Source organism: Methylomonas koyamae (assembly GCF_019669905.1).
GTDB lineage: Bacteria > Pseudomonadota > Gammaproteobacteria > Methylococcales > Methylomonadaceae > Methylomonas > Methylomonas koyamae.
The window spans coordinates 2,985,943-2,999,068 of the sequence record NZ_AP019777.1; the positions used below are offsets into that span (position 1 = coordinate 2,985,943).

Below are 13,126 nucleotides of genomic sequence, written 5' to 3' on the forward strand. Positions count from 1 at the left end.
CTAGGTGGGCGCACTCCACGCCGGTTTCGGCGTGAACACCAATAGGTTGAGCAAGCGCGTCAGGTTGTAGGCGGCAAAGCAAAACAAGGCCTGACCTGCGACTTTGGCTAAGCCGATGTGGCGGGTTTTACGCAGGCCCCCGACGGTCTTGATCCAGCCGAAGGCTTCTTCGACGATTTTGCGGCGCTTGAGGCTTTGAGCGTACGCTTTGCCGCGCGCGGTGCGGCCATCGACGGCACTGCCGGTCTTTTTGCGAGCAACATGGGCTTTGATGTCTTGCGTCTTGAGTTTGTTGACGAACGCCGGTTGGTCATAGCCTTTGTCGGCACCGACGCTGCCGCCTTTGGGAACACGGCGTTTGATCATTGTTTGCGCGGCTTCGATTTCAGCGGTGCCGGTGGCTTGGGTGGTTTCGACATCGACAATCAGGCCGTTACGATTCTCGGATAGGGCATGGGTGATGTAACGCAGTTTGGCCTCGGTGTATTCGCCTTTCTTGTAAAGCCGCGCTTCGGGGTCTGTCGTGCTCTGATGCGTGGCATTGCTGCGCTTTTCGCCGCTGAAGTCGACCTCGGGATTGCGGCCGGCGGGTTTATCAGGACCGCTGCCGTCTTTCTTCACGAAGCTTTTGTGCGAGGCCCAGGCTTCGATCAGGCTGCCGTCGACACTGAAGTGTTCGTCGGACACCAGGTTTTGCCATTCGGCAATGGCCAAGACCCGCTCAAAAAACTCGCGACTCAGTGCTTCGGACAGCAGGCGCTCGCGGTTGGCGCTGAACACGCTGCGTTCCCAGACAGCATCGTCGATACCCAAACCGACAAACCAGCGAAACAGCAGGTTGTAGTCCAGCTGTTCCATCAACTGGCGTTCGCTACGAACGGTGTACAGCACTTGCAATAGCAAGGCGCGCAGCAGTTTTTCGGGCGCAATCGACGGGCGGCCAGTATGGGAGTAGCATTCGGCAAAGACCGCATCCATAGAGGCCAATACGCCATCGACGAGTAGCCGTAAACGACGCAACGGATGCTGTTTGGGAATACGGTCTTCCAGGCTAACGTAGCTGAACCAGCTATTTTGAATGGCATCGTGTCCGCGCATGGGGGGCTTCTCCAATTTAGATGCGCTATTTTACTTGTTTGCTGAGGCTATGCGCCTTGATGACTGCAGCTTTGGGAGTTTTTCACCAGCCTGCTAAACAACAACCAGTGCTTAACCTTGATACTGGAACAGCACCGGAACGCTAACAAAGCTAACTAAGGAATAGTACGAATGAAGCAACTGAAGCAGTTGAGCCAAGCCGGCCTAGAGTTTACAGAAGCAATCAGCGCATTACGGGAATGTGTGGCGAACGGCAAGCCAAAACCAGAAACTAACCCATCCTTCCTCAGTACAAGAGAAATAGTCATTATTGAAGGCATATTCCAGTATCGCGACACCTGGGAGGCAGCCAGCAAGCAACATGTAGAAGACCTCGCTGGGGTACTCACCCGCGATAAAGAGTCAGCATTACTAGCACCTGTCGATGTATTCTGGGCCGGAGAGGGCTGGGTATGTATAGATGGGCACCACCGAATTGAAGCCTACAATAAAGCAGGCATGCCGGATTCGGTACAGGTCAAAGTCTTCGAGGGAACATTACAACAAGCGCTAGACAAAGCCCTAGAGAGCAACTCAGACTATAAACTACCGTTCACCCAGTGGGACCGGAAAAAAGCAGCCTGGAGACTCAATCTACTCAACCACTACAAAGTCAACCGTTATACAAAAAAGGACATCGTGAAAAAGACAGGGATAAGCGACGGAACCACCGGAAACATGCGAAAAACTATCAGCGAGTTTGAAGAGAAGTTTCCGGGTATGCCAATGCCGGGGACATGGGACGAGGCTAAAAGGCGACTCAGGGCTGCCGGCCCCGAAGTGCGTTATGATGACGATTGGAGAGATCAGAAAACAAAGGAAATTGCCGATAAGTTGGTCTCTACCTTCGGTCGGACCCTCGCAAGGCAGGATGTCGAAATAGTTGCGGATGCGCTTGAACTCTACAGTAAATCATTATTTAACGCCTTGAAGGACCATATTCGAGAGACCGACGAAGACGAATAACTAACACATAATGGGCACGGAGTGAGCATCCTTGGAATGAGCAAATTGCTCAATCTGTGCCCGCATGTCCGCCTCACAGGTTGGTGAAAAACTCTTTTTGCAACCAATCAGACCCACATTTAGTACCACAAGATTGATTCAGTACTAAATAAAGGCTTCTTCTGGGTAAATTAGTGGCTGGAATATGGTTTTTCACCAACCTGCTAAGGACTTGAGAGGTATCTGTACCCTTTACTACTAACAGATAGAGCCATCGAAATCCGAGGGGCGGGCTTCAATGATGAACGAATTTAACCTACTCAAGCGAATCACACGTCGAGCAACTTAACGAATATCGACAAAGAGCTTGCCAAAATAGCGCATAATCCCGGACAAGGCACCTGCGATGGGTCGTCCCACTTCAAAAGAATATCCAGTGTGCAATCGATTAGAATTGCAAATTGCATAGCCAGAAAAACTTAACAAAATAACCTGACTCGCGTTTCATTTACCCTTCGACGCTGCTTAAAACCTATTGACCATAAACCCATGGCGAATAACCAAACGACGCTGGGGATTGGCACTGGAGCTGGCGCAGTGGGAGGCGTAGGAATTGGATCAAGATATTCAGGCGTTAAACTGCCCGATTGGATAAAATGAGAGCCCAGTGTGACATAGTGCTCTTTTTCGTCAAACCAAGTCGAAAAATACAGTGCAAATATCTCGCTGCTCCCAGGCATCAATGAAACAGGCGCAATGTGATACGAGGATGAAAGCACACCTGGGAAGATAAGCTCTAAAACAAAAATTCCGTCGGCGCCGCTTGAAATATAAATAGGAGTTTCGCGTTCACGATCTATATTTTTTGGAGGTGCTCCTAAATAGGATTGATACATCACTGTGGGCAGAATGGAGCCAACATTTACCGTTAGCCCATCTCCAGCCACGTAGGAAGAGTGTAATAAAAGCTCAATTTCTTTCGATTCGCCTAATAAGATATTATCATAATCAGGAACAATCGCTCTTGAAGTCCAATCACTGACGTGAATATTTAGCCCTGTTAGGTACACACCGTTAGATGGGAAAGTAGTCATATTAATATCGAAATAACCAGTAGCAACTGAACCATCAGTGAATACTACGTCAGTTAAATTCCACCTAACGTTCAAATCCGCCTTTGCAGTAGAAAAATTAAAAAACAGTGCAAAAGTAAAAAAAGTCTTAAGCATATTCATTTAATTCATAAACCTCATACAATTTTCAACAACAGAGCGCACTTTAAAAGCACTGGCAACCTCCATTAATAATCAAGTATTCTCTATTTAGAAAATTTTTTTTACCCGATATAGCTGTTAGTGTCAAATGCTTAGTCGCGTTAGTTTTGTTATAAATTTTCGGGTGGTCTTCTGAACCATAACGAGCGCGAAAAGTCCCCCATAGCCCCGGCCACGCGACCATCCCTGACGTGGGACTCCTACTCGATTTTAGTTGTGGTTAGATGCAGAGAGGCGAGCCAGCAGCACCCGCTAGGGTAGCATGGGCTGAACACCAGCGAGCGGCAGTGAGCAGCCCTGAGTACCACAGACTAAGCCTAGCCGAATGGCAGCCCTAGCGGCAATCGTAAGTCAACGCGGACGATCCCCATCCTAAACAACTGTACCATCTGGAAATGGATAACTGACATTCTCGATGGCATCTCGCTTGTTAGCCAACGAAGCGCCCCCCGAATAATGACCGTACCCGATTGTCCCCTTCTCATGGCCGACGATGTCGCAACAGAAGTTCTCCGGGATGCCCGCTTGCTCCAATAAGGTTATCAACGTCTTCCGAAGTGAATGGAAAACTAACGTACCATCGAAGCCCGCACTTTCCTTTAAGCGCCCGAACCGCTTCCCTATGGCGTTAGACCGGTCACCGTATTTGTTAAAAGTTAAGCCCGAAAGTAAATAACCGTCTTTAGTGGAAGCTTTTAGGCGAGCCATCAAGGGAACCAAAGCTGAATGGATAGGGACTTCCCGCACACCCGCATTTGTCTTCGCTTCGCGTACAATAAAACTCTCGGGGTTCACGTCGTCACCCTTCAGAGAACAAAGCTCTTCGATTCGGGCGCCGGTATAAGCACCAAGTACAATCAAATCCGCAAGCTGTTGGTCGCCCCTATCGACCGCCAAGGACCAAAGGTGGACCACATTAGCCGGGCTGAATGCGCGTCGTTGAGCCTTTTTCTTAGCTGCGCGCTTGAACTTACCAGCAAGGAGCCGCTGCAAGTCAAACGGATCGTGCTCAATACTGACGACATGCGAGTCCTGCAAATAGCTCCAATAATTACGATAAGAACATAATACACGCTTAATTGTCGCAGGACCCTTGCCGGCCCGCTCCAGATCAGACAGGAAAAGTAATACACCCTCTTTTGTGATCCCGTCCAATGTAACGAAGCGCTCAATCAACAAGGCTATATCGCGTGACATTTGGTCGATAGTCTTGGGAGCAAGGTCTAACTGACTTTTCCAGGCCTCAAAATACTCTGAAGTTAATGTCCGGGAGCCATCGACTAAACCCGCTAAGGTGTCCGCTTGTGCCTCAGGCAGGGACCGCAATTGATCGACAAAGGAAGAACGCAACTCATCCATACCGGCTTCCAAAGCCTCCCGCCTGGCGCCCTCAGGCTCGCACTCAATAGCCGCGGCCTGCTCAGTAAAGTACGTGCGCCATTCCTGCGCTGCCTTTGCCGCGATACCATGCCCACCCCTGGCCTTCTCGATTTCGAACTTCCAGCGAGCAATAAAAGGAGCTGCTAAGCGCTGGGCTTCACGTGGGTTTGTTGTCCCTAATGCTTGGCTAAATTTTGCTTTCCCAAGTATCGGCTGGAGCTTTTTGGGGACTTTCACTACTGCTGTGTACCAGCCGTTGCGACTTTCGATATTCAGCATAGGTTGAAATATGTCGGAGAGTTATTTTTCCCACATAGTTTCCCACGCAATTTCCCACATTGCAACGGGGATTGCCTTTTATTTTCAATGATTTCAGAGCGTTATATACGACTGGGAGATTATCCCTATCTCTCCGCCATATTTCAAAAAGCCTTTGATTTTTCAAAGGCTTTTTTTGTTTATAGCCTCAAAAAACAGCGTTTTGCTACAAAGAGGCTGCCATTATGGCAAAAGTCCCCTATCTGATAAGACGTCTTTTATTTTCGTCTTAGTGTTCCCGCCAAACTTCGCGAATTGGTCAAATCTCGCGAAATCATCCAAAGCCTTAGAATCCAAAACAGCGATGAAGCAGAACGCAGAGCACTACTGCTCGCAGCTCACTTCAAAGCGCTTTTGCATGATCTAAAAGCCGGAAAAACACAGACGTTTTACCACCCTGAACTCATCGCGGGCACATTGTCGGCGCTTGCAAGCAAGCACTAAAGCGGTCAGCCGATTATGTTTACCCCGACGTTCGAGCGCCGAACCGTAACGGTCGTGCCCTAAACGGCAAACCCTCGGTTCCAGCACGGTTCCCGGGGTTGAATCGGCCCTGCCCCGGCAAAGCCCAACCTATTCGGCGAACCGCTTAGAAACGGCGGTTCGCCCAGCGGAACCGTATTTGAATCAGTGCCGGTCGAGTTCCTTGGCGTGACCGGCGCCGTCGATGGCTTTTTCGATTAATGCGACGCTACCGCGCACCAATGACGCGAATAATACCGCCGGCACTACGAAATCGATCGGCAACACCCCTGCCAAGCCGGCCAGTGCTAGCGCTACGATCGTTAAACCGAAATTTCCTGCATTAGCGATTTTCATTTGGCCTCCCAGACCGTTTGCCGGTCGCAACGAAAACACGCTTTCACTATATCGGCGCATTAAAAATCTACAATACGCGATATATTCAATTTATTGTTTTAATTAATAAAACAGTACTGGAGGCAAGTGTATTATCCGAACCACGCCGGCGCGGGATAGGTTAACTGCCACTGTCGAGTCTGGCGCATCGGAGTTGGCTACCATGCTGTTGCAGGATTGGGGTTTCCGGGACCGAGAATTGCCGCCAACCGAGGCCACGGCAACGCTGAATAAGCGACCTGACCGCCACGCGGCGACAAGCCTACATTTCCGTAGCTGCGACTACCGGCGAATTAATGATGGCCTTTCAGACATTGCTGTTCGTCGTGCGGTAGACCTGCGGCGAGTTTTCCGGCCAGATAGGTCGCTATGGCTTGTTGCGGCCAGGTTTCGCTGGTGGTGACCAGTTCGGTATTACGCTCGGCCAAGCGGCGAATCACGCCGCCGCATCCATAGTGCAGCGGGTGGCGGTTACCATCGCCGCGCACGTGCCATTCGTGCAGGCTGCCGAATTCGGTCAAATCCAGCGTCCAGGCCAATTCCGCGCCGGATTCGTCGGCGGCATAGACCTGCCACGTCGCCGCTCTGCCGGCATGCGCGGCTATCGTGCCGTCTTGATTCACTGCCACCGCAATAATTTTCTGTGCCATCGTTTTCGCTCCCCCCGGTCAAAATTAGGCAAGCTTGCCGCCTGTTACAAAACCTCTGCCGCGTTTGCTTAAAATCCCAAACGGACGCCGATAGCGCCGATGTAATTGTCGAAATAAGCGTGGCCCAACAAAGCCTCGAAATTGGCGTAAGCCTGCAAACCGTTAGCCATCACCGCGACCAGGCCGCCGCCGACATGGAAAAAATCCCGGTCGGGCCGGTCGGTTTGAAAGCCGAACGTGGTCGGCAGCGCTCGGTAGTCTTGCGCGAACTGGACATAAACCGTGCGCTGGCCGTTGTCGTATTCGTGAGTCCAATCGGCGTTGACCTGCGGCACCAATACCCCCCACGAAGTGCTGATGGCGTAAGAAGCCTGGGCGCCGACGCTGGATTGTACCGAAGTCAAGCGGTCCGCCAGATAACGCAGCTCCAGGCCGGAGCTGCCCTGCTCGCTGTAGGCGTCCATTGCCGCGTGCCGGTAGCGGAGCGTACCGCGCGGTCCGAAGGTCAAACCGCCTAGCGTGAAATCGTAACCGGTGGACAGATTGCCTTCGAATTGGTCGGCGCCGGGCGTGCCGCTGATCGCGCCGCCGAAATTGGTGTTGTCTTCGCGCAGGTAGTCGCGGCGATTGGCGTTGCTGCCGTCTTTGCGGAGATATTGAAACGACAGATCGGCGAAAAAGCCTTGCCAGGGAAACACCGAAGCAAACAAGGTCGGGCCGTAGGAATCGGTATCGAAACCGCCACCGTTGAACTGGTCGCCGTGCCAATGCGAATAGTTGACGGCCAATCCGGCCACGGCCCAATCGACCGGCATGGCATCGATACCCAGGCTGAAGCCGGCTTCGTTGGAGGCATAACCCCGCTCCAATTCGGTTTGGCGCCGGTCCAATTCACGGTAATCGGCGTTGAAGAACAGATTCAAACCGGGCAACAACGCCCAGTCGCCGGAACCGCCGCCCTTGGCAGTTCCTAAGTCGGAATCGGCATGCCCCCGCCGCTTTTTCACGACCTGGTCGGCCTGGCCGAGGGCGGAAAAGGCCGCGCCGGCCGCGGAATTGTTCGCCGCGCCGCCACCCGGCGCTCCGCCTACCGGCGGCGGATTGCCTGCCGGAATACTGCCGCAGAGGCTGGCCAATTGCGGCCCGAAATTCGAGGGCTGCAAGCTACCGGCTTGACGCGGCGAATCGCCGACCAACTGGGCACAGCCGCGCTGGTTGCCGTCTTTTGCCAACAGTGCGCGAATCTGTTGATCCAAAGACTGTGCCGCAGCATCGGAAGTCGCCGCGACCACTAAGCCGGCCGCAACCAACAAGCGCCGTTTGCGAATGGCTGCGGAGCCACTGTTTGGATAAGCGGTTGCCGGCTTGCGTGTGGTAATGCAATGATTCATCGTGAGTTGGTGGGTTGGGCTGTTGTCTGTACCCGCTGCAACAATTGCTGCGCCGTTTTTTGCGCAAATAATACAGAATTATGTGATATGAATCACATAACTTATTACAAAACCCCACCCACCCGCCAAAGGCCGGCCTGTCGGGCCGCAAACGTCGCGACCGGTTCAGTAAGTTGCCCAGTTTGCCGGCCAACGCCGGACCAGCCTGCTCCTGCCTGGTGCTGCGCTTAGATGCCGCTTACCGTTTCGCTACGCCTCAGACATGCAAGGGCCTTAGCGACAGCGGCAAACGTAAATCGGCCGCCGCGCCGCCGCCCTCGGCGTTAGCGACCTGGATTTCGCCGTCGTGTAACGCGGCAACTTCACGGACGAAGGCCAAGCCCAGCCCGGTGCTTTTGCGGCCGGTAGCCGGCCGCGGCAGCGAATAAAAACGCTCGAACAGCCGCGCCAATGCGTAAGCCGGAATGCCGGGACCGTGGTCGCGGATGCGCAGCCTTACCTGCTGATTCTCGCTCCAACCGCGGATCTCGATGGCCGATTCGGCCGGCGCAAAAGCAAGCGCGTTGTCCAGCAAATTGGACACGGCTTGCCTTAACAGAAATTCCTCGCCCAACACCGGCAACTCCCCGGCAAAATCGAGCGCAAAACGTAAGCGCTGCTGCGCCAACGGTGCGGCTTTTTCGGCCGCGACCGCGGTTACCAAGCCGGCCAAATCCAAAACTCTGGGTTCGGCCAAGTGCTGGCGTTGCTCCACTGCCGCCAGGCCCAACAAACGTTCTATCAGTTGGTCCAGCCGCTCGGCCTGCTCGCGGGCATTTCCGGCAAACCGCAGCCGGTCGGCGTCCGGCAACGGTTCCTCCAGCAATTCCGCCGCACCGCGGATCGCCGCCAACGGACTCTTCATTTCGTGGGTTAGGGTTTGCACGTAACGCTCGACGTATTGCTTGCCTTCCAGCTCGCGGCGCATGGTCTCCAGCGTCTGTGCCAGCGTCGCCAGTTCGACGCTGTGCAGTTTCGGCGGCGTTGCCTTGCCGCCGGAGGTTACCGTGCGGGCATAGGCCACCAGTAATTCGATGGCGCGGGTCAGCCGCCAATTGAATATCGCGCCGAACAGCAGCGCACCGCCGAACAGCCAGAACGCGCCACGCTGCACCGCCGACTTGCCGGCTTCGACGATGGGTTGCAACAAGGCGGTCGGATAAGCGACGGTAACCACGCCGATCAAAGTCTCACCATCGCGTACCGGCGCCGCGACATGCATGGTCGAGCTGCGTTTATCGTCCGGGTCGGCCTGGCTGGAGCGCGCGCCATAGCGGCCTTGCAGGGTCAGATAGACGTCGTTCCAGCGCGAGTAATTTTCGCCGACTGCGGTTCCGGCCGAGTCGAAGCGCACAATGCCGGTCGCGTCGGTAACGTAAACCCGGTAATCCAGACTTTGTTTCGGAAAGCCGAATATCGTCGCCGACACCGGCCGCTTGCTGTAACGCCTTACCGCATCGGCGAACTGGCCGTCGGCGATGTTCCCGCGCGCCAACTCGGGCTCGGCCAACTCGGCCAGCAGATTGGCGGTGTCGACCAGGCTGGCTTCCAGCGCCATTCTGACGCCGGGGCTGATTTGTTTGACGACCAACAGCAACACCAATTGCCCGGTCACGGCCACCAAAAAGAAATAGCCCAGAAACAGGCGTAGCGATAACCTCATCGGCTTTCCAGGCTGTAGCCCAAGCCGCGGTGAGTCCGGATCGGATCGGCGTCGGCAATGGCTCGCAGTTTGGCGCGCAGGGTTTTGATATGGGTATCGACGGTGCGGTCGAACACGTCGCCCGGATCGCGCCAAACCCGTTCCAGCAATTGCTCGCGGGAGAAGATGCGCTCCGGGTGCTCGATCAGCAGCTTGAGCAGCAGATATTCGTAACGGGTCAGCTCCAGCAAACGGCCGCGATAGCGGATGCGCCCTGCCCCGCCGTCCAGCTCGAAATCGCCGCTGGTACCGGCGACGGCCGTGGGCAAAGCCGGCTGCAACCGGCGCAGTATCGCTGCGACCCGCGCCGCCACTTCGCGTGGGCTGAACGGCTTGGTCACATAATCGTCGGCGCCGATTTCCAGGCCGACGATACGGTCGATCTCATCGCCGTGCGCTGTCAAAAACATCACCGGTATCTGCGAAAACCGGCGCAATTGCCGGCACAATTCGAAGCCGGAACCGTCCGGCAAACCGACGTCCAGGATCGCCAACGCAAAGGTTTCGCTCTGCAGGCGCGCCAACGCGGTTTGCAGCAAGCCGGCGTGCTCGGCCTGGTAGCCGCTCTGTTGCAACGCATAAATCAAGGTATCGGCAATCGCCGGCTCGTCCTCGACGATTAAAATGCGTTTGCTCACGCGAATCCCTGCCGTCAATAACTCATGCAGGCCGCATTCAACAGGCCGGCTGCTAACGAGATGCCGGCCAGCAGGATAGCCGACCCGGTTTCATCGGCGGCGATGCGTTCGCACAAATCGGCAAAAGCCAGACGCACGCCGACGAACACCAAAGTTTGTACAAAAAAGGCTACGCCGGCCCAGATCAACATGTCGATAAAGGAAACGCTGTTGGCAATCGCCCCGGCCAAGGCCAGCGCAAACCCGAGCAAGGCGCCGGTGAAGGCCAGGGCCGGTGCGGTCTTGCCTTCCCGGATCAGTTTGAACTCGGCATAGGGCGTGATGTGCAAATAGCAGAAACCGAACAATACGCTGAGCGCGACGGCCGCCAGAAAGTGCAACACGAAGCCGTTGGCTGCGGCCGCCAACTCGGCCAAATCAATGGTGGGCATAGATCAGTCCTCAACGAAAAAATGCGGTACGAAGCGGCTATTGTTGCCGGTGATTTCGGTTTTGTCCTCGCGAATGCCGATGCCGGCCGGCTCTCCGCCGACGACCCAGGAGCCGATCACCGGGTAATTGCCGGCGAAATTGGGCAGCGGCGTATAACGCTGGTAGATATAACCGTCGTCGCCGTAGCGGCCGGCCGATTCGACGACATGGGCGCCGCGGCGGATTTCGATGTTGGCGCCTTCCCGCGAATACAGCGGCTTGCGCACGTAATCGCCGAGCAAAGGTTTGTCGGCAAAACTGGCCGGCAACAAATTGTGGTGGCCCTCGAACAATTCCCACAAGATCGGCAGAATGCCTTTATTGCTAAGAATTTGCTTCCAGGCCGGTTCCAGCAGGTTGGGCTGGGCTTTGGGCAGATAAGGCCCGAATTCCTCGCGCAGCAGCCATTCCCACGGATACAGTTTGAACAAGGCCCGAATCGGTCGATTCCGCAAATCGACGAATTGTTGCGCGGCCGCCTGCCAGCCGATGTCGTCGATAGAGAGCCAATGCGGGCGAATGCCGGCCTGCAGCGCGGTATCCATCAAATAAAACAGGTTGCCGGCATCCTCGGCGCTGTCGGCGACGCCGGCAAAATAGACCTCGGCGTGGCTGTGCCGATAGCTTTGCCAGAAGGCTATCAGTTTTTCGTGGATGGAATTGAACTGGTCGGCATCGGGTTGGCAATCGGTCAGCCAAAACCATTGTACGACGGCAGCTTCCGGCAACGCGGTCGGCGTGTCGGCATTGTATTCCAGCATTTTCGGGTGTCCGCTGCCGTCCCAGGCTAGATCGAAGCGGCCGTACAAACTCGGCTCGCCCCGCTCCCACGACGCCGTCAGATACGGCGCGGCCCAACGCGGAATCCGCAGGCGGTCGAACCAGTCGCGGCGGATCACCTCGGCGACGGCTTGCAGACACAGTTTATGCAACTCGGCAGTGGCGTCGTCCAGCACGTCGATCTGGCTGCGGTTGAAGCGGTAGCAGGCCGATTCGTCCCAATACACGGCGCCGTCTATGGTATGAAAATCCATCCCCACCGCTTCCAGCCGTTGCCGCCAATCGGCACGGGCTTGCCGTTCCAGGCGTTGCACTTCAGCCGCCGAAGAAGCCGTGTGAACCGCCGAACGAGCCGAAACCGCCGCGGCGGATGCCGCTGTGGCCGTCGTCGCTGCCGCCGCGGTAACTCGACCCGGAACCGCCGCCGTGGCCGCCGCTATGGCTGTTATCGCATTCGGCCGGATTGGCGTTGGCGTCGGCGCAATCCTGGCGGATGCGAAAGTCGGCCGGCTGCCCGGCATACCCGGCCAGCGACAGGCCGCCGAGCAAGGCCAGCGATACTTGCAATGAGCGGCGCGGAATCGGCGCAGCGGCCGGGTTTGCCGGTGCCACTTGCAACAACTGCTCCCAATCCGACAGCCGCGGATAGAAATCGCGGTGGTAGACGCCGCCGACCAATAGCATCATGTAAAAATCCAGTTTGTTGCCGCATAGCAAAAATAACGGCAAACCGAGCCAGGCCACGGCGTTGGCCAGCAACGCCGAGCGCAGGGCTTGCCGATGGCCGCGTTGCACGCGCTGGGTGTAATTGCGCTCGGCCAGCGGCAGCCGGCTTTGCAGACGCAATAGCGGGTAAACCGCCAGGGCCGCAACCATAAATAGCAGCCTCAGCGGCCAGGCCAGCGCCACCGGCACATAACCGAAGAAGACTTGGTAATGCCAGTACAGGTAGGTGGCGCAGACGACGTACACCAACAAGTACAGCATCGTCAGAATGGTAATGAAGCGAAAGGTCGCCGCCGCCTTTTCGAACTCGACGCAGGCCGCGCTGTTGTTGCTCGGTGTCCGCCAAAAATCGCCGATCCGGTAAATATTGCGGCGGTAGGAATCCAGCCACAGCCGGTGCTCTTCCGACATATAACTACCCTCAACAGAGACCGATTCGCGGATATTTTTTTCGGAGCCGTGAAAAAAATGCAGCGATTCGACGCCGTCTTGTTTGTTAATTTTTACGGCCAGGGCGTGGGTCGGAATTGCGGTTACGCCGAACCAGCCGTTCTTGACGATTTTGTCCGGATAGAACGTAACCGTGCCCATGCTAACAGTCTCGGCAAACTGTCGAAAAACGTAGGCCCCGAACAGCACCAGACACACTTCCAACAAATAAAAGTTGCTGCTCAAACCCAGCCAAACCAGCAGTAGAGCCAGCGGCAAGCCCAAACACAAGGCCAACAACTTTTTCCAGAACAGGTAGGTAACGGTCAGTTTTTTATTCAAAGACGGCGGCATGGCTGGCAAGGGTTAACAAAGTCGGGTAAGCATA

Annotated in this window: 12 protein-coding genes and 1 pseudogene; 2 read left to right on the top strand and 11 right to left on the bottom strand. The window is 55.5% G+C overall.

The window, feature by feature from the left end; genetic code table 11:
• Window positions 1-1,098, bottom strand: a complete 1,098-nt coding sequence (locus MKFW12EY_RS13390; protein WP_221053058.1) for an IS5 family transposase — start codon at window positions 1,096-1,098, stop codon at window positions 1-3.
• A gap of 171 nt (window positions 1,099-1,269) precedes the next feature.
• On the opposite strand from MKFW12EY_RS13390, the gene MKFW12EY_RS13395 reads away from it, so the two are divergent.
• Window positions 1,270-2,103, top strand: coding sequence for a hypothetical protein (locus tag MKFW12EY_RS13395; protein ID WP_221053162.1), 834 nt, complete (start codon window positions 1,270-1,272; stop codon window positions 2,101-2,103).
• 458 nt (window positions 2,104-2,561) lie between these two features.
• Here the strand turns inward: MKFW12EY_RS13395 and MKFW12EY_RS13400 are convergent, their stop codons facing one another.
• Complete coding sequence (locus MKFW12EY_RS13400) at window positions 2,562-3,317, bottom strand: hypothetical protein (protein WP_157199593.1); 756 nt, start codon at window positions 3,315-3,317, stop codon at window positions 2,562-2,564.
• Between the two features lie 411 nt (window positions 3,318-3,728).
• Window positions 3,729-5,015: a tyrosine-type recombinase/integrase gene (locus MKFW12EY_RS13405; RefSeq protein ID WP_054763499.1), complete on the bottom strand. Its 1,287-nt coding sequence runs from the start codon at window positions 5,013-5,015 to the stop codon at window positions 3,729-3,731.
• A 264-nt stretch (window positions 5,016-5,279) separates the two neighbouring features.
• Here MKFW12EY_RS13405 and MKFW12EY_RS23295 point away from each other — a divergent pair.
• Window positions 5,280-5,498, top strand: a pseudogene (locus MKFW12EY_RS23295) (DUF6538 domain-containing protein); the annotation flags it as partial.
• 183 nt (window positions 5,499-5,681) lie between these two features.
• Here MKFW12EY_RS23295 and MKFW12EY_RS13410 read toward each other — a convergent pair.
• The 8 genes from MKFW12EY_RS13410 to MKFW12EY_RS13445 all read right to left on the bottom strand — a co-directional run bounded on the left by MKFW12EY_RS13410 (window position 5,682) and on the right by MKFW12EY_RS13445 (window position 13,080).
• Window positions 5,682-5,873, bottom strand: a complete 192-nt coding sequence (locus MKFW12EY_RS13410) for a hypothetical protein (RefSeq protein WP_054763498.1) — start codon at window positions 5,871-5,873, stop codon at window positions 5,682-5,684.
• A 332-nt stretch (window positions 5,874-6,205) separates the two neighbouring features.
• The gene (locus MKFW12EY_RS13415; protein WP_054763497.1) at window positions 6,206-6,562 is read right to left on the bottom strand and encodes a NifB/NifX family molybdenum-iron cluster-binding protein; all 357 of its coding nucleotides are present in this window, start codon (window positions 6,560-6,562) and stop codon (window positions 6,206-6,208) included.
• 68 nt (window positions 6,563-6,630) lie between these two features.
• Window positions 6,631-7,875 (bottom strand): autotransporter outer membrane beta-barrel domain-containing protein, encoded by a 1,245-nt coding sequence (locus MKFW12EY_RS13420; protein WP_221053163.1) that lies wholly within the window; start codon window positions 7,873-7,875, stop codon window positions 6,631-6,633.
• 334 nt (window positions 7,876-8,209) lie between these two features.
• Window positions 8,210-9,655, bottom strand: coding sequence for a two-component system sensor histidine kinase CreC (gene creC, locus MKFW12EY_RS13425; RefSeq protein WP_054763662.1), 1,446 nt, complete (start codon window positions 9,653-9,655; stop codon window positions 8,210-8,212).
• Window positions 9,652-10,332: a two-component system response regulator CreB gene (creB, locus tag MKFW12EY_RS13430; RefSeq protein WP_054763663.1), complete on the bottom strand. Its 681-nt coding sequence runs from the start codon at window positions 10,330-10,332 to the stop codon at window positions 9,652-9,654. The genes creC and creB overlap by 4 nt, the downstream gene beginning before the upstream one ends.
• Window positions 10,333-10,346: 14 nt before the next feature.
• The gene (locus MKFW12EY_RS13435; protein ID WP_221053164.1) at window positions 10,347-10,763 is read right to left on the bottom strand and encodes a DUF350 domain-containing protein; all 417 of its coding nucleotides are present in this window, start codon (window positions 10,761-10,763) and stop codon (window positions 10,347-10,349) included.
• Between the two features lie 3 nt (window positions 10,764-10,766).
• Complete coding sequence (locus MKFW12EY_RS13440) at window positions 10,767-11,897, bottom strand: glutathionylspermidine synthase family protein (protein ID WP_221053165.1); 1,131 nt, start codon at window positions 11,895-11,897, stop codon at window positions 10,767-10,769.
• 1 nt (window position 11,898) lies between these two features.
• Window positions 11,899-13,080: a hypothetical protein gene (locus MKFW12EY_RS13445; protein ID WP_221053166.1), complete on the bottom strand. Its 1,182-nt coding sequence runs from the start codon at window positions 13,078-13,080 to the stop codon at window positions 11,899-11,901.
• Between the last annotated feature and the right edge of the window lie 46 nt (window positions 13,081-13,126).

Bases quoted from the DNA above. Each gene is read 5' to 3' on its own strand.
- MKFW12EY_RS13390 (WP_221053058.1), bottom strand. From the start codon at position 1,098: ATGCGCGGACACGATGCCATTCAAAATAGCTGGTTCAGCTACGTTAGC.
- MKFW12EY_RS13395 (WP_221053162.1), top strand. From the start codon at position 1,270: ATGAAGCAACTGAAGCAGTTGAGCCAAGCCGGCCTAGAGTTTACAGAA.
- MKFW12EY_RS13400 (WP_157199593.1), bottom strand. From the start codon at position 3,317: ATGAATATGCTTAAGACTTTTTTTACTTTTGCACTGTTTTTTAATTTT.
- MKFW12EY_RS13405 (WP_054763499.1), bottom strand. From the start codon at position 5,015: ATGCTGAATATCGAAAGTCGCAACGGCTGGTACACAGCAGTAGTGAAA.
- MKFW12EY_RS13410 (WP_054763498.1), bottom strand. From the start codon at position 5,873: ATGAAAATCGCTAATGCAGGAAATTTCGGTTTAACGATCGTAGCGCTA.
- MKFW12EY_RS13415 (WP_054763497.1), bottom strand. From the start codon at position 6,562: ATGGCACAGAAAATTATTGCGGTGGCAGTGAATCAAGACGGCACGATA.
- creC (WP_054763662.1), bottom strand. From the start codon at position 9,655: ATGAGGTTATCGCTACGCCTGTTTCTGGGCTATTTCTTTTTGGTGGCC.
- MKFW12EY_RS13435 (WP_221053164.1), bottom strand. From the start codon at position 10,763: ATGCCCACCATTGATTTGGCCGAGTTGGCGGCCGCAGCCAACGGCTTC.